The organism is Priestia megaterium NBRC 15308 = ATCC 14581, assembly GCF_000832985.1.
Taxonomy (GTDB): domain Bacteria; phylum Bacillota; class Bacilli; order Bacillales; family Bacillaceae_H; genus Priestia; species Priestia megaterium.
Genome location: NZ_CP009920.1, coordinates 650,273 through 664,994, shown reverse-complemented (window position 1 = coordinate 664,994; position 14,722 = coordinate 650,273). Strand labels below are relative to the sequence as shown.

At 40.1% G+C, this 14,722-nt stretch carries 20 protein-coding genes; 13 read left to right on the top strand and 7 right to left on the bottom strand.

Annotation, left to right across the window (positions count from 1 at the left end):
* Window positions 1–9: 9 nt before the first annotated feature.
* The 4 genes from BG04_RS04185 (at window position 10) to BG04_RS04170 (ending at window position 4,087) form a co-directional block, all read left to right on the top strand.
* Window positions 10–366, top strand: coding sequence for a DUF1093 domain-containing protein (locus tag BG04_RS04185; protein ID WP_034649608.1), 357 nt, complete (start codon window positions 10–12; stop codon window positions 364–366).
* On the top strand, window positions 363–1,130 hold the full coding sequence (locus tag BG04_RS04180; RefSeq protein ID WP_013084541.1) for an ABC transporter ATP-binding protein: 768 nt from the start codon (window positions 363–365) through the stop codon (window positions 1,128–1,130). The genes BG04_RS04185 and BG04_RS04180 overlap by 4 nt, the downstream gene beginning before the upstream one ends.
* Window positions 1,117–3,027 (top strand): ABC transporter permease, encoded by a 1,911-nt coding sequence (locus BG04_RS04175; RefSeq protein ID WP_034649612.1) that lies wholly within the window; start codon window positions 1,117–1,119, stop codon window positions 3,025–3,027. The genes BG04_RS04180 and BG04_RS04175 overlap by 14 nt, the downstream gene beginning before the upstream one ends.
* A 127-nt stretch (window positions 3,028–3,154) precedes the next feature.
* Window positions 3,155–4,087 carry a patatin-like phospholipase family protein gene (locus BG04_RS04170; protein WP_013084539.1) on the top strand — a complete coding sequence of 311 codons (933 nt, stop codon included), beginning with the start codon at window positions 3,155–3,157 and terminating at the stop codon, window positions 4,085–4,087.
* 11 nt (window positions 4,088–4,098) lie between these two features.
* Here BG04_RS04170 and BG04_RS04165 read toward each other — a convergent pair whose 3' ends face one another.
* Window positions 4,099–4,464, bottom strand: coding sequence for a DUF3221 domain-containing protein (locus tag BG04_RS04165; protein WP_034649615.1), 366 nt, complete (start codon window positions 4,462–4,464; stop codon window positions 4,099–4,101).
* Between the two features lie 174 nt (window positions 4,465–4,638).
* On the opposite strand from BG04_RS04165, the gene BG04_RS04160 reads away from it, so the two are divergent.
* From BG04_RS04160 to BG04_RS04150, 3 genes are all read left to right on the top strand, one after another.
* Window positions 4,639–5,247, top strand: a complete 609-nt coding sequence (locus BG04_RS04160; RefSeq protein WP_034649616.1) for a hypothetical protein — start codon at window positions 4,639–4,641, stop codon at window positions 5,245–5,247.
* Window positions 5,248–5,383: 136 nt separating this feature from the next.
* Window positions 5,384–5,644 (top strand): hypothetical protein, encoded by a 261-nt coding sequence (locus BG04_RS04155; RefSeq protein WP_016765166.1) that lies wholly within the window; start codon window positions 5,384–5,386, stop codon window positions 5,642–5,644.
* A 195-nt stretch (window positions 5,645–5,839) separates the two neighbouring features.
* Window positions 5,840–6,178 carry a hypothetical protein gene (locus BG04_RS04150; RefSeq protein WP_034649620.1) on the top strand — a complete coding sequence of 113 codons (339 nt, stop codon included), beginning with the start codon at window positions 5,840–5,842 and terminating at the stop codon, window positions 6,176–6,178.
* Between the two features lie 43 nt (window positions 6,179–6,221).
* On the opposite strand, the gene BG04_RS04145 is transcribed toward BG04_RS04150, so the two are convergent.
* Complete coding sequence (locus BG04_RS04145) at window positions 6,222–6,695, bottom strand: YtxH domain-containing protein (protein ID WP_013058548.1); 474 nt, start codon at window positions 6,693–6,695, stop codon at window positions 6,222–6,224.
* Window positions 6,696–7,022: 327 nt separating this feature from the next.
* Here BG04_RS04145 and BG04_RS04140 point away from each other — a divergent pair, with 327 nt between their 5' ends.
* The gene (locus tag BG04_RS04140; RefSeq protein ID WP_034649623.1) at window positions 7,023–8,498 is read left to right on the top strand and encodes a glycoside hydrolase family 32 protein; all 1,476 of its coding nucleotides are present in this window, start codon (window positions 7,023–7,025) and stop codon (window positions 8,496–8,498) included.
* Window positions 8,499–8,548: 50 nt separating this feature from the next.
* Here the strand turns inward: BG04_RS04140 and BG04_RS04135 are convergent, their stop codons facing one another.
* On the bottom strand, window positions 8,549–8,830 hold the full coding sequence (locus BG04_RS04135; protein WP_028414975.1) for a hypothetical protein: 282 nt from the start codon (window positions 8,828–8,830) through the stop codon (window positions 8,549–8,551).
* Window positions 8,831–8,915: 85 nt separating this feature from the next.
* On the bottom strand, window positions 8,916–9,104 hold the full coding sequence (locus tag BG04_RS04130) for a hypothetical protein (protein WP_034649626.1): 189 nt from the start codon (window positions 9,102–9,104) through the stop codon (window positions 8,916–8,918).
* A 122-nt stretch (window positions 9,105–9,226) separates the two neighbouring features.
* Between BG04_RS04130 and BG04_RS04125 the strand changes: the two genes are divergently transcribed.
* On the top strand, window positions 9,227–9,529 hold the full coding sequence (locus tag BG04_RS04125) for a hypothetical protein (protein WP_034649628.1): 303 nt from the start codon (window positions 9,227–9,229) through the stop codon (window positions 9,527–9,529).
* A 49-nt stretch (window positions 9,530–9,578) separates the two neighbouring features.
* Here the strand turns inward: BG04_RS04125 and BG04_RS04120 are convergent, their stop codons facing one another.
* The gene (locus tag BG04_RS04120) at window positions 9,579–10,823 is read right to left on the bottom strand and encodes an MFS transporter (protein WP_230586514.1); all 1,245 of its coding nucleotides are present in this window, start codon (window positions 10,821–10,823) and stop codon (window positions 9,579–9,581) included.
* The gene (locus BG04_RS04115) at window positions 10,820–11,563 is read right to left on the bottom strand and encodes a MerR family transcriptional regulator (RefSeq protein ID WP_034649634.1); all 744 of its coding nucleotides are present in this window, start codon (window positions 11,561–11,563) and stop codon (window positions 10,820–10,822) included. The genes BG04_RS04120 and BG04_RS04115 overlap by 4 nt, the downstream gene beginning before the upstream one ends.
* Window positions 11,564–11,646: 83 nt before the next feature.
* On the opposite strand from BG04_RS04115, the gene BG04_RS04110 reads away from it, so the two are divergent.
* Both BG04_RS04110 and BG04_RS04105 read left to right on the top strand, forming a co-directional pair.
* Complete coding sequence (locus BG04_RS04110) at window positions 11,647–12,327, top strand: CPBP family intramembrane glutamic endopeptidase (RefSeq protein WP_034649635.1); 681 nt, start codon at window positions 11,647–11,649, stop codon at window positions 12,325–12,327.
* Between the two features lie 224 nt (window positions 12,328–12,551).
* Entirely contained in the window at window positions 12,552–13,514 is a 963-nt protein-coding gene (locus BG04_RS04105) for an aldo/keto reductase (protein WP_034649637.1), read from the top strand.
* A 36-nt stretch (window positions 13,515–13,550) separates the two neighbouring features.
* On the opposite strand, the gene BG04_RS04100 is transcribed toward BG04_RS04105, so the two are convergent.
* Window positions 13,551–13,937 carry a MerR family transcriptional regulator gene (locus BG04_RS04100; RefSeq protein ID WP_034649639.1) on the bottom strand — a complete coding sequence of 129 codons (387 nt, stop codon included), beginning with the start codon at window positions 13,935–13,937 and terminating at the stop codon, window positions 13,551–13,553.
* A gap of 185 nt (window positions 13,938–14,122) precedes the next feature.
* Here BG04_RS04100 and BG04_RS30905 point away from each other — a divergent pair, with 185 nt between their 5' ends.
* Both BG04_RS30905 and BG04_RS04095 read left to right on the top strand, forming a co-directional pair.
* Complete coding sequence (locus BG04_RS30905) at window positions 14,123–14,293, top strand: hypothetical protein (RefSeq protein WP_016765159.1); 171 nt, start codon at window positions 14,123–14,125, stop codon at window positions 14,291–14,293.
* A 62-nt stretch (window positions 14,294–14,355) separates the two neighbouring features.
* Entirely contained in the window at window positions 14,356–14,514 is a 159-nt protein-coding gene (locus BG04_RS04095) for a hypothetical protein (RefSeq protein WP_162267401.1), read from the top strand.
* The last annotated feature ends 208 nt before the right edge of the window (window positions 14,515–14,722 follow it).

Here is a 14,722-nt window from a genome sequence, read left to right as displayed (position 1 = left end):
GGAACGTACATGAAGCGAAAGTGGATTAGCCTCTTAGCTCTGCTTTTGGTTGTAGGAGCAGGTATAGGAGGAATAAAGATTTATCAAAAAGCCGCAACGGAGCATCAATACGGGATTATCCCAAAAGAAGCAAAAAAAGTGGATGAGTATGGACGAGTTCAATATACAATTTCAGTGATAAATGAAAAAGGACAAACAACGTTTCAAACATTTACAACGATTAAACAGTTAAAAGAAGGAACGGTTATTGACCTTTTCGTTCGAGGCAATGAAGTTCGGAAATATGACGTTATAACAAAGAATGAGCTGCCGCAGCGAGTGAAAAGCGTGTGGCCTACAAAAGAACGAAAGGAGGAGGAAAAGTGAGCATTGTTCTTGAAGGAAAAAATGTAACCAAAACGTTTGGATCAAGAGGAAATGTATACGAAGCGCTAAAAGGAATTGATTTTACAATCGAAGAAGGAGAGTTTGTTGGTATTATGGGACCATCTGGAGCGGGAAAAACGACGCTGATGAACATTCTTTCAACGATTGACCGTCCCACCGATGGCGAAATATGGATTCAAGGAGAAAACGTGGCGCTCATGAAAGATAAGAAGCTGTCTGCTTTCAGACGCAATCATTTAGGGTTTATTTTTCAAGATTATAATTTATTGGATACGTTAACGGTAAAAGAAAATATTCTTCTTCCGCTTACGGTTATAAAAATGTCTAAGAAAGAGATGGAAGCGAAGCTTAAAGACACCGCAACGCGACTAGGCATCTATGAGCTGGCCGATAAGTATCCGTATGAGATTTCTGGCGGACAAAAACAGCGCGTTGCAGCAGCGAGAGCAATGATTACGAATCCAGCTGTTATTTTCGCCGATGAACCTACCGGAGCTCTTGATTCCAAAGCTGCTTCAAGCCTGCTTGAAAAGCTGTCGCAATTAAATCAAGAAGACCGTGCCACGATTATTATGGTGACGCATGATCCGCTGGCTTCAAGCTACTGCAGCCGCGTGCTGTTTATTAAAGACGGACAAATTTACACGGAGCTGTTTAAAGGCGAACAAACGAGACAAGCATTTTTTAAACGAATTATGAACATTCAAGGCGCATTAGGCGGTGAAGGCTATGACCGTATTTGATCTTGTTAAAAAGAATATGCGCAAAAATATTAGCCGGTACAGCCTTTATTTCTTTTCAATGATTTTTAGTATTATTGTGTACTATGTGTTTGCTACGCTTCAGTACGACCAATCGATTTCAAAGGTTATTGGAGAACAGCTGAGGCTGCAGGGCATTTTTAATGCTTCAAACTACGTTCTGCTTACCTTTATTGTTGTCTTTATTTGGTACACAAACTCATTTTTTATCGGGCAGCGTAAGAGAGAGCTCGGGCTGTATCATTTAGTCGGCATTGAAAAACGTACGATTGGAAAAATGATTTTTTATGAGAATATGCTGCTGGGGATTTTTTCTCTGGTGGTCGGTATTTTACTAGGTACCGTGTTTTCAAGGCTGTTTGTGCTGTTTTTACTAAAGCTTATGGGACTGTCGCTTTCGATTACGCTCACATTTTCTATTCAAGCGGTTTTAAAAACAGCCGTAGTGTTTTTGATTGTTACCATTTTTATATCGTTTCAAGGCTATTTTATTATGTACCGCTATACGCTATTAGATCTGTTTCAAGCAGAAAGCAAAAGTGAACGCGTAAATAAAATGAATTCGAAACGCTCAATTGTAGTGGGAGGACTGGGTATCTTAATCGTTGGCTACGGATACTACCTTTCATCGGGAAACATTGTGACACCTAAGTTTTTTCTAATTGTAGCCGTTGTACTGTTCTCGGTCATTTTCGGTACATTTTTACTTTTTAAAGCCACAATTGAGTGGCTGATGGGGCTTTACCGAGAGCATGCAAGCCGATATTATTCGTTTGCAAATATGCTAAGCGTTTCTACTATGATGTATCGAATTAAAGCAAATGCACGAGTGTTAACCCTAATTACGATTTTGTCGGCTACTACACTTGTGGCAGTTGGTGTGACGTATTCCTCGTACTATAATACAAAAGCCGACGCCAGAAGCATGCAGCCTTATGACTATACGCTGCACAGCAAAAAAGCAGCGGAAGACTTTATGAAAGTGCTGCGTGATTTAGATATCCAATCAAATCAGTATGTGTATCATATCGTGAAGCACTCTGCTGATTTATCGGATTTTCGATTTATTACATCGGGCTACTATAAAGATAGGGAACAAATCAGCTTTTTAGATGAAGAAGAAGTACGAAAGAATGGCGTTTCGGTCCCTGCGCTAAGCGCAAACGAAACCGTTATTTTTGATTCAATGGCAAAAGGAAAAGTGTTTAAACCTAGTACAGGTAAAACCGCAGCTGTGGAGCTGAACAAATCAGAACAGCTTGCTTTAAAAGTCGTTAAATCCGAGCCTTTGCTCATTCTTGATTCTGACAGTGCCGGCTATCAGTTTGTAGTCAACCACGATACATTCAACAAGCTTTTAAAAGCTGGACAAAAGCAAGCGGTGTACGTATTTAATACCGATGATGGAAACAAACAAAATGAACTTACTAAGAACTATCATCAAATCGCAAAAGAAGCTGGCGAAAGCCGTACTTCATACTATGATGTGTTTCAGGCAGGCTTAATGAGTAAAGGATTGTTTATTTTTATTGGAGGGTTTTTAGGGCTCGTCTTTTTGATGGCCACGGGCAGTATTATTTATTTTAAGCAAATCTCCGAAGCCGAACAAGAGCGCAAAAGATTTGAAGTTCTGCGTAAGCTTGGGTTTTCAGTGTCTCAAATGATGAGCGCCGTTCGAAAGCAGCAGCTGTTTACGTTTGGTTTGCCTTTAGTAATTGGCATCTTGCACAGTCTATTTGCGCTGAAGGTCATTACGAATCTAACCGGTGAAAGTCTGATAGTCCCTGTTTTAATAGCGGATGCAGTATACGGGATTATTTATTTCTTTTTCTACTGGCTGACAATGAATTACTACCGAATGGTAATAAAGCGACTGTAAAGAAAAGACTGTTTCGATCAAAGAAACAGTCTTTTTTTGTTGGGAAAATAAAAGGTATGGAGTAATGAAACCCTGAATATAAAAAAAGGGTATATAAAAAGTAGAGAGTTGTATTGGAGGGAAAAATGTGAAAGCAGATGCTGTATTTGAAGGGGGAGGCGTTCGAGGAATTGCATTCACGGGTGCGATTGAAGCGATGGAAGAAAGCAATGTAGAATGGCAGCGTCTAGCAGGTACGTCAGCGGGAGCGTTAATTGCGGCACTTTTAGCGAGCGGCTATAAAAGCGGTGAAATTCGCAGAGAGCTTCAAAACATGGACTATGCTAAGTTTCGCGGGAAAACGATCATTAACCGAATTCCTCTGATTGGAAACTTGATTGAACTGATGGTTCATTTAGGCTTTTATAAAAATGATTATTTGGAAAAATGGGTGTATGGTCTGCTGCGTGAAAAAGGAATCGAAACGTTTGCGGATTTGCCGGCAGATAAGCTGAAAATTATTGCCTCAGACATTTCGAACGGACAGATGCTTGTGCTGCCTGACGACTTGCCGCGATATGGAATGCAGCCAAGCGATATGAAGATTTCACAAGCCGTGATGATGAGTGCGTCCATTCCTTTTTTCTTTCGTCCCGTCATCTGGAAATCCAAAGGGTTCAAGAGGTCATACATTGTCGATGGAGCGCTTTTAAGCAATTTTCCAATTTGGCTGTTTGATACGGAGCATCCGCGTTTCCCGACGTTTGGTTTTCGATTTGTAAAAGAAGAAATTGATACAGCCGCTATTATTCCGACGCCAGTTCATCTATTTAAAAGTATGTTTACCACGATGCTGCAAGCTCATGATTTGCGGTATTTGAACGCGGAGACAAAAGAACGAACGGTGCAAATTCCAACGGGGGTGATTACGGCAACGGATTTTGCCTTAAAGGAAGAAGAAATTGAATTTTTATATGAATCTGGTTATATATCAGCAAAGCGCTTTTTAGAAAAGTGGGATTTTGAACAGCATAAAATGAATCGGACCGGACGGCAGCTGACAAGAAGAAAGCTCCCGTAACAGGAGCTTTTCTACGGCTGTTTTAAAATGTTGACTTCAACAGCTTCGCCTTTTGCCGGAACGGAATACTGAACGCTTTTGTCTTTTTTGAGCCATGCTTTAACGAGCTGTCCTTTTTTGTATGTTTGATCATCCGAAACTTTTACATAAATAGGCTGTACATCGCTAGAACCAAGTATTTCTTTTGTTGTATAGTCAAGCGCAGTATCTCGCGGAATGACGTTTGCAATAAGAATTTCATCCCGTTTCACTTCTAAAATGCGCCCTTGAACTAAATAGCCGGCCGGCTTTTTTGACTGCTCGGCGTTATCAGAACAGCCGCTTAAACAAATAAAAAAGAGAAGAAAAAGTGCAGTTGATTGAACGGTAAACTTCATAAAATCTCCTTTCCGTTTCAACATGACTACCATTATAACGCGTTTGACCATTTCTTTTCCAGTTTTCGGAGAAAGCAAGAGGTAATCGTTGACGTTATTTCAGCACGCATGATATGTTTTAACTCATAAACGCTATTTTTACTAGAAGTCACGTTTAGTACGGGAGGTCCTTATATGGATGTTACCTTTTTAACCAATGTTATTCGACATATATTAGAACGAGATAATTTTGTCATTGACTTTGAAGAATCAGATGAACAAAATATTCACTTTTGGCATCGAGACGAGCCGTTTCGCCTTTTTATTTCAGAGCAAACGGAAAGTTATTTAGTATGGACCGTTTTTGAAGATGAAAAGGAACAGTGGAGCGGAAAAACATTTCTCCAAGAAGTGACGAATACGTGTAAAGACTGCAGTGAGCCAATCGCGCACTGGATTTATAAAGATGGAGGCAAAGCAGGTTATTGCGATCATTGTCTTCAAACGTTTGGAAATGCGTATTTTACAAATGCTGATGATATCAAGCAAAACCTTCATTTAATTGACGGTTCTATTTGTTTTATTACCGATGAAACTAGAAGCGATTGGTGGATTGCATATGAAGGATTCAAACGAGTAATTGCAAGATTAGAAGAAAATCCCGATCAGAAAGTCGAAATGTACAAGCCCGAATATCCGGTCTTTAAATGGGAAATACATTTTCTAACGGAAAACAATTCTGCTAGCTTTAAGTTCAAAGATGACTTTGCATCTGGAATTGTACCGAAGGGAAGAATACTCTAACATCCTTGTTATAAGGATGTTTTTTCTTATAATGGGAAGTTTTTTTGAAAAAAATAATTAATTTAGGTTAAAAAGAAGGAATTAAAGGGTAAAGAATAGAAGATATATCACTATAGGAAGAATGGGGGAAATAATTATGACAACTACAACAAATTTAACACTGGGGTACAAAATGTACACGATTGATTTTAGCCGTCCAACGCAGTCTAACGAGGCATTGCTGGATTTCTTTAAAGATGTGCAGCACAGACAGGGAAATAATGCAGAAAGCTTTTCTAAAACATTAATGGAAATCGAAGAAATCAAAACAAAATATGTAGATCATGAAATCGTACTACTGGCTAAATCGCTTGAACAGCAAATAAGCCGCTCGAATGCAGAAAAACTTGAGGTCTGATAATCACCAGAAATGGTCGATTTATCAGACCTTTTTTATTTCTATCGATGTAACACTTTTGGGGTGAAGTCAAGGGGACGGGATATCTGGTAGTATAGGTTTTTGGTGGAGGATAAAATTTTGTACATGTCAACAGATGTTTGATTTCATCAAAAGTTGTAGATGAATAGACTATCAAGTCGTTGGAGGCGTTGTATGGTTGGAATTTGCAGCTGGAAGTGTGCAGTGAGTGGAATAAGTATTGCGAGTGTCTACAGTAAACAGCCGTCGTGGCAGCGGGAGTGCTATTTGGTGACACCTGGTAAAGTTTATTATGAGTCGTGCTATCAAGGGTACGGAGAGTTTGCGGGAATGGATATTTTTTGTTTGATGAGAGAAAGCGGAGCGGGGAAAGAAGACAGTGAAGGGGTAGCGGCTTTTAAGCCTAAGATTGTGCTGGCGAAGTATTACAGCGGACAGCGTTATGAAGAACTGCCGGAATCAGAGCTGTGTCCGTACGCAGGCTATTTTTTTGAAGGGTGGAAGGAAGGGTAGCGAATATACATAAAAGCTGTAGAGATATCTCTACAGCTTGTTATTAACGTCTTGTTTCATCGACAGATTGTTCTAAATCACTTACTTCTTGCGTAATTGTATTTAATTCTTCTTGCACCGCTTCAGCTTCAAGAACAGGATCTTGAACGATTTCTGTCGTTTCAAGCTCTTCTGCTGCAGCCGTTTCTGCAAGCGGCTGTTCTTTAGCAGTGCGCAGAGATTTCACTTTGTTGACAACTTGCGAAGATTGTTCGGAGACTTTTTGTGAAAGGCGGGCCGTGCGCTGTTTGAGGTCTTGGCCTTTTGCATATACCGTTTCTTTCACTTGACCTGTTTTAGCAAGTGCTTGATTCGCTCCGTCTTGAATAGAAGCACGCAGCTCTTTTCCTGACTTTGGCGCTACTAGTAAAGCTGTTGTGACACCGACTACGCTGCCTACTAACGTGCCGACTAATAACTCTTTGCTTCCACCTTTTGTTTCTTTACCCACTGTTTCTTTTACGTTTTCTTTTGTCATGACATTTCCTCCTTTTATAATATGTAATATGAAGGGTTTACCATTTTGTTGAATACTTCCTGTAAAACGCAAATGATTCGCTAAAAAAATGTGCAAGTGCCGTCGGACGCTCGTACAGGCTGGTGAAATTTGATTGTATATAGTATTCAACCACCTGACAGAAAAACCTTCTTTTCTGCTATAAAAACAGAAAAAAACTTATCTATAAAATCCGACACAAGAAAACGACAACATTCGTTCTTTGGTAGCATTTTCACTTAAAATTTTATATCATAGAGGGCAAGGAGAATACGTTCTCTTTTTTTAGATGCTGGAGGGATTGAAGAAATGGCTGAATCGAAGTACAGAACGATTTTAGAAGCAAAATCTGGAGAGTTAGAAGCATTAAAAGACAAAGCAATCAAAGACACCTGGCAGCCGATTTATCATATTCATCCACAGTACGGGCTGATGAATGATCCAAACGGATTGATTCAATTAAACGGTGAATATCATGTGTTTTATCAGTGGTATCCGTACGGTGCGATGCATGGAATGAAGCACTGGGCTCATGTGAAATCTACGGATTTAGTAACGTGGGAACGCCTTCCGGTTGCGTTAACGCCAACGGAAGAATATGAATCGCACGGCGCATACTCAGGCGGCGCGATTGAAAAAGATGGTCAAGGGCTGCTGTTTTATACGGGGAATGTAAAATACGAAGACGGCTCACGTTCAGCTAATCAATGTATCGCGATGCTAAACAGGGATGGAAGTGTGGAAAAATACACGCATAATCCAGCGGTACAAGGCGTCCCTGATGGGTATACAGGACATGTGCGTGATCCGAAAGTATGGAAAGAAAATGATACATATTATATGCTGCTAGGCGCTCAGCGTGAAAACGAAACGGGCGCGTTAATTGTGTATGAATCAAGCGATGCGCTTCAGTGGTCATTTAAAGGCGAAGTTAAAACATCACTTCCTGACTTTGGCTATATGTGGGAGTGCCCGGATTACTTTAAACTGGATGGAAAAGATGTGTTTGTCTTTTCGCCGCAAGGAATCAAAGCGGATGGCCACAATTTTTATAATATTTACAATGTAATTTACGCGGTGGGAACATTTGATGTGGAAAGTTTAACGTTTGAAATGGAGTATTACCGTGAAATTGATAAAGGGTTTGACTTTTATGCACCGCAAACGTTCCAAGATGAAAGCGGACGTCGCTTGCTATTTGCATGGATTGGAAACCCGGACGTTGACTATCCGTCAGACGAATACGGATGGGCCCATGCCTTAACGCTTCCTCGTGAGCTTTCGCTTGAAGGAAATGAACTTGTTCAAAAGCCTGTAGAAGAGTTACATAAGCTTCGAGATCAAGCAGTTCATTTTAGAGGAACGCTAAAAAATGAAGAAGTGATCATTGATGAAGCAACAAACAATGCATATGAAATCAATATGACGTTCCGCGAGATAGGGGCCAAACAGTTTGGTTTAGAGCTATTTAATAGTAAAGAAGAAGAGCTTCGCCTCGTGTTTGATACAGAAAAGCAAGAAGTGCGACTCGACCGTTCTTCATTCCACCATCAATATGCAACGGAATACGGTGTGGTTCGCTCTGAAAAATGGACAGCGTCAAATGAAGTCGATGTTCGTGTATTTGTCGACAAAAGCATCGTCGAAATTTATATAAACGGCGGCAAAATTGTCTTCACTTCCCGGGTATTCCCGAAAAAAGATTCCAAATCAGCTGTAAATGTATTTGCAGAAGGGGCTGTGGATTACCGTATTGATTATTACGGTATGTCGCGCGGTATTTAACATAATAAAAAAGAAAAGCCAATGAAGATCATTCATTGGCTTTTTGGTTTCTATAAAAATAAGATACAAATACATGAAGCAACTAAATGAGGGACAGCTGCAATAATAAAACGTTTCATCCATTCGGTATCCTCTCGCTGCCGGACCGGGGTAAAGTAAGGTCCTCTCGTTTCAAATCGAAATGTGTCCAGTAAGGTTACGAGTGCAATTGCCGTAAGTAATATGCCAAGAGGGCCTGAAATATAGTAAATATACTGCCAGTTGCCTGCTGTAATAGAAATGATAATCACAATAATTAAAGATATAATGCCAGATATTAATCCTGTTTTCAAACTCAAAATCTCCTTACATCCAGTTTTTGCTTATCTATTTTACCATAACCGAATGAAGGTTTGTATATACGGCTCAGGGCGTAATTTACTTCTTAATTGACCTTCTATGTAAGTATCTTCTCGTATAAAACGAGTTTCCTAACAAAAGCAGTGTTCCTAAAATCCACCCGGTTGCAGGGGAATAAGGAAAGATATTTTTTAAAGCCATCCCAAAAGAAATAGAGGCTGCTCCGAGTATAAATAAAAGCAGCGTGATTCCTTGACGTTTTTTCATATGTACCACCTCTCTTACTAATTTTACCATAAGGTGCGAGTATAGTAGAATGAAATGTAAGATATCTTACAAAAAAGAAGTATATGGTAAAATTTAAGGGGCAGGAAGGGAAGAGGGATGCAATGATTAAAAAAGGATTTATAGCAGGTATCGTGACGGTAGGGATTGTTCTTGCCCTTGCCCTTGCCCTTGCTGCTTTTACAGAAAAGTGGAGCTATCTCTATTTTGTGTCAGGCACAATGGGAGCAGTATCACTGGTTTTAGCTTTGGCATACCTTATTGACAGTATCGTGCTAGGAAGTACAGGCACATTCTTTTCATCCAAAAAGACGCGCAAGGTGAGCCGAGTTGAAGATGCAAAACGATTTGGAGCTATTGCAGTACCGAACATATTAGCTGCTTTGATTTATGTAGCCGCTGGTTGATGAATAGGAGTCTATAAAAACAGCTTGAGGTATAACCTCAAGCTGTTTTTTATGCGTCAATCTGAACGTTTCTTTCCTGTTTATCACGCAGAGGCATCAGCATACTCACAAATCCAACGCTTACGATGATGATTGCCGCCGCTAAAAAAGTCGTCTGAGCACCTGCAAGCTTTACGAGCATGCCTCCAAGAAGAGGAGCAGTAAGTAAAACGGCACTCGTTAAGGTGTTGATGAATCCGTACACTTTTCCGAGGTGTTCCTTGTCGCTGTATGTTTGAACGATATAGTTAAACAGCAGTAAATTAAGCCCAACTCCGGCTCCTCCAATAGGTGCAGCAATCAAAATGAAATAGCGTGACATAACGGCTGGATTAAAGCAGCTAATGAAAAATAAAGCCCCTCCAAATAGAAGCAGTCCAAATGATAACAGTCTAAATGGATGGTGAACCTGTTTTTTTCTATTAAGATACACTCCTGTTGCTAGCGCCCCCAGTCCGATTCCAGAAAGCAGCCAGCCGAGCATTTCCGGATGGTGAGGCAGCACATCTCGTAGAAAGATGCTAATTTGAGCGTCAACAAGCATCACTACAAAATACGAAAGGTGAAACAAAATAACGACGCGTAAAAGGAGTGAGTGCTGAAAAACGATTTTCCAGCCGTTTGAGTACGTTTCTTTCGCTTGATGGGAAGAACGAGCAGCTTGCCCTTGAATGTTTTTACCTGCTTTTTTAAGTGAAAACAGCACGCCAATAGAAATCATACAAGCTGCGGCATTAACTAAAATGCATGCTTTTGGCGTTGTAATCGTCAGCGCGGCGGCTCCGAGAAACGGCCCCACAACTTTGGCAACTTGAAACATAATGTTTTGTAAAGTAGAGGCCTGCATCAGCTGATCTTCTTTGACCACTTCTCGAACGTAAGAGAGCTGTGCGGGCACTTTCATAACAGAACTCATAGAGCGCAGCATCAGCACCCCAAGTGCCAAAAGCGGTTCATTTGTGAAAAATAACAGACATGTGAACAGAAGACGGACTAGTTCAGACAGAAACATCAGCTGTACTTTATCATAGCGGTCCGCTAAATTTCCTGCTGCTTGACTTAGCAGGATGCTAGGTAAAGCGTACGCGACAGGAATAAGCGTAATCCAGAGGGAATTTGCGTGCCACACGTATGTAAAAAGCGTCATCACCGCAAACATATCAAATAAATCTCCGAAGCTTGCTGCAGTGCTTGAAATAAATAATTTTTTATAAGAAGAATTAGCAAACAGCTTTTCTTTTTTCAATACCTTCATTCCTTTGTATGTTGTTCGTGAAAAATAATCGCATCTTCAATAAATTGAAGGACTTCGCTGTCAATAGGGTAGAGATTAAGTGAACTTGATGCCTCAGGAGATTTGCGAACATCCCAAAAGGCTTTTTCTAAAGCCGTATGAGAGCCAAATAGCTTACTCGATAAAAGCAGTATATCAGCTGCAATTAGCTGTCCATCTTCAGATTGAGATGCACGCTGATGCTTTAAGCAAAGCTGAACTCGTTTTATGATGTTAATCCATTTATCGGCACTCGCATTCTCCATTTTAGGCAAATCATGCTGCAGAATCTCACTTTCTTCTATTGAAACCGAAAGCAGATCATTCCAGCTGCTCTTGGCATTAGTTTCATTGTCAACTAAAGGAAGGAGCTGCTTCCAGTTTAATTCACCTTCTATTTTTATACTGTTGCGAAGCGTGTGAGTATGTTCTAAAGCTTGTTGAATTTCCATCGCTTTTTGCTGAAGTTTTTGCTGATGAATGGCTAGAAGTTCATCGATACTCACTTTGTGAAGAATAAGTTCAATATCTCGCAAAGGAACGGCTAAGTTTTTTAACAAAGTAATTTTCTCTAGTGTGATTAAATCCGTTTCTGAGTAGGAGCGTTTTCCATTTTCTGATTTTGACGATGGATGAAGCAAGCCAATTTGATCGTAGTAACGAAGCGTACGCACCGTGAGGCCTAATTTTTTAGCGGCTTGCCCAGTAGAAAAATAAATCATTTTTAACCCCTCCAAAAAAATGCTTGCAGGTAACGTTACGTCACCTTTTACACTGAATATATGTAAAAGGGAGGCGAAGTAAATTGAAACAAAAAAATCAAGGATTATGGACAATAAAATCATTCGTAATTATGCTGGTCGTCACATTTGTTGGGGTGCCTATCTTAATTGAAGGCATATTGCAGGATGCTTTACATTCCCTGTTTAAAAATGAACTTTATGCTGGAACAGCTACTGGGTTTGTTATGGCAGCTGTGTTTTTATCAGCTCTGTATGGGCTGATGGTTCAGGCTGGTGATAGAAAAATTGGTTTTCAATCGTTTTCAAAACGGCACTGGCCGCGCATTCTTTTTTGGCTTTTTGTGCTGATCTTAGGAAGTGTGGCAATTGTTGTGCTAATGGAATGGTTTGGTATGACGTATGAAAATAAAAAAACAGCCAGTTTACAGCAAGACCTGTCGCTGTTTTCATTTATACTTGCTTTTGTTTCAGCCGCTGTGATCTCACCTTTTTATGAAGAGATTATCTACCGAGGATTTTTTTATACGTGGCTAAAACGTAAAGGAGGGATTGTTGTTGGATTAGTAGGAAGCTCGTTTATCTTTATGCTGGTGCATATTCCAACGTACAATACCTTGCCCGTTAATTTTTTATCAGGTCTCGTGTTTGCATGGGTGTACGAACAAACAAAGTCGCTGCTTCCAAGTATGATCATTCATGCTTGTTTTAATGGAATCGCCGTTATTTTAACAGCGGCAGCTTAATGTAGTTTCGATAACGAGTAAGCTATGATTTATCTTACCATATTATGTCTACTGAAGAAGCGAATTGCAAAAAAAAGCGGAAATGAACCCGAAAACGGCTAGAAGCACTGCCTGTTCCTAGCCGTTTTTTGTATATGCACGCACGCTTAAGGCTTGCCTTAAAGTGGACGTTAAGGTGTATGATAAGAGAGAGTAGAGACAGCCATAAAAAGGAGAGGGTATCGATGCAATATCGAAAGCTTGGAACAACAGGTCTGGAAGTATCAAATTTATGTCTAGGTACTATGGCGTTTGGACGATGGATTGACGAAAAAGCGTCGGCAGCTATTTTACATAGCGCCATTGACAACGGAATTAGCTTCGTTGACACGGCCAACTATTATGGAAAAGGGCAAGACGAAGAATTTAGATATGGCACAGGGGAATCTGAAGAAATTATTGGACGTGCGTTAAAAGGAAAACGAGATGATGTTGTGCTCGCAACAAAAGTCGGCATTGCCGTAGGAAAAGGCCAAAATGATAAAGGCCTTTCACGCACACATATTATGAGAGAAGTGGATAATCAGCTGCGACGACTGCAGACAGACTACATTGATCTTTATCAAGTCCATCTTTTTGATCCGAATACACCTATGGAAGAAACGCTTCGCGCGCTAGATGATTTAGTTCGTCAAGGCAAAGTTCGTTATATTGGCTGCTCCAATTATGCCGCTTGGCAAATCGCAAAGTCTCATCATATTAGTGACAAAATGAATCTTGAAAAATTCATTTCCGTTCAGCCTCAGTATAATCTTCTCTCTCGTGAAATTGAACAAGAGCTGCTGCCGTTTAGTCAATCTGAAGGTGTAGGCGTCATGGTATACAGTCCGTTAGCACGAGGCATGCTTTCAGGCAAATATAAAACACCAAATGACGTGCCGCCAGAAAGTCGCGCTGCGCATGGTGAAAAGCTGCTGCGAAACTACTTTACAGACCAAAACTTTCAGCTGGTGGAGCAGTATCGCAAGTTAGCAGAAAAAAATGAAGTAAGCTTGTCTCAGTTTGCTCTTTCATGGGTATTGAATCAGCCCGCTGTAACATCAAGCATTATCGGAGCTAGTAAATTGCATCACGTAACAGATGCGGTTGAAATCAGCGATTGGACATGGTCAGAAGAGTTGTTGAATACCGTGAATTCACTGTATTAATAAAAAGTCCGCAGGTGCACCTGCGGACTTTTGTGTTTAAATTTTAATTTCCTTTTGCGTTAATTCTGCTTCTAGTGAGTCGTACAAAGCAAGCTTATAGTTGATTTGTTCAAGGTATTTAAAAGTTTTGGCCATTTCTTCTTCGACCGCTTCTTTGTGCTGAAGCATCATGTTTTTTCGTTCTTTAATTGTGCTTTCGCCTTGTTTATAGAGCTCTACATAGCGCTTGATTTCTGCAAGAGGCATGCCCGTTGAGCGCAGAGCTAAGATAAAACGGATCCATTCAATATTCGTATCATTATAGAGGCGTTTTCCATTTTCATCACGCTCTACAAAAGGAAGGATCCCTTCTTTTTCATAGTAGCGTAAAGTCGGTGCGGAAAGCCCGGTTTTTTCATTCATTTCTTTCATGCTATAAGACAAGATTGTTCACTCCCACTTATGAATCCTAAAGCTTACTTTAAGGTATATGATAATCGATAGTTGAACGTTTTATCAAATTATTTTCCGTTTATTTTTAAAATATGGAACTTTTATACAGTTTTTCCGTAATAACAAGTAGACAATAAGAAACTTACTGTAAAAAGTTAAGTAAAGGGGATAGAGTAATGAAAAAAGTAAAATGGATTAGTTTTATCCTGCTGCTGATTTCAAGCGGAGTCTTTTTTATCAATCATCAGTATGCCATTTTACTAGCGGCTTGGACCGTGTACGGAATGGCTTTATCAATCCTGGTTTATTTCTTTTCATACGGCATGAGTGATTCAAACAAAGAGTAAAAAGCGTGTACGCGTTTCTTATTGTCTTCAAAATAAGAGCAGAAAATGAAAGGGTGGAAGAAATGGGAGAACTTTTTTGGATAATTTTGTTCGGAGCGTGTATTTGGGTGCCACTAATTTGGAATAAAATTGCGATTGGCAAGCGCATCGCAGACGAAGAAAAGAAAGCAGGACGTGATTTAACAGGGGAAATCAATCCGTTTACCGGAGGAAGAATGTAAATAAGCGTAAAAAAAAGCTGTGACAAAAGTATTTTCGTTGAAAGAAGATCTGAATAATGAATCGAGATTCTTAATGCAGAATCAACTTCGTTCGGTTTTTTTATTAGTATGGTGGACGTAGGTGTCATGTATATAGTAGTTTCTAGCTGGTGATTGGAGGACAAGGCGAAGACTCCTGCGGGAAAAGCGGAACAGGTGAGACCCTGCG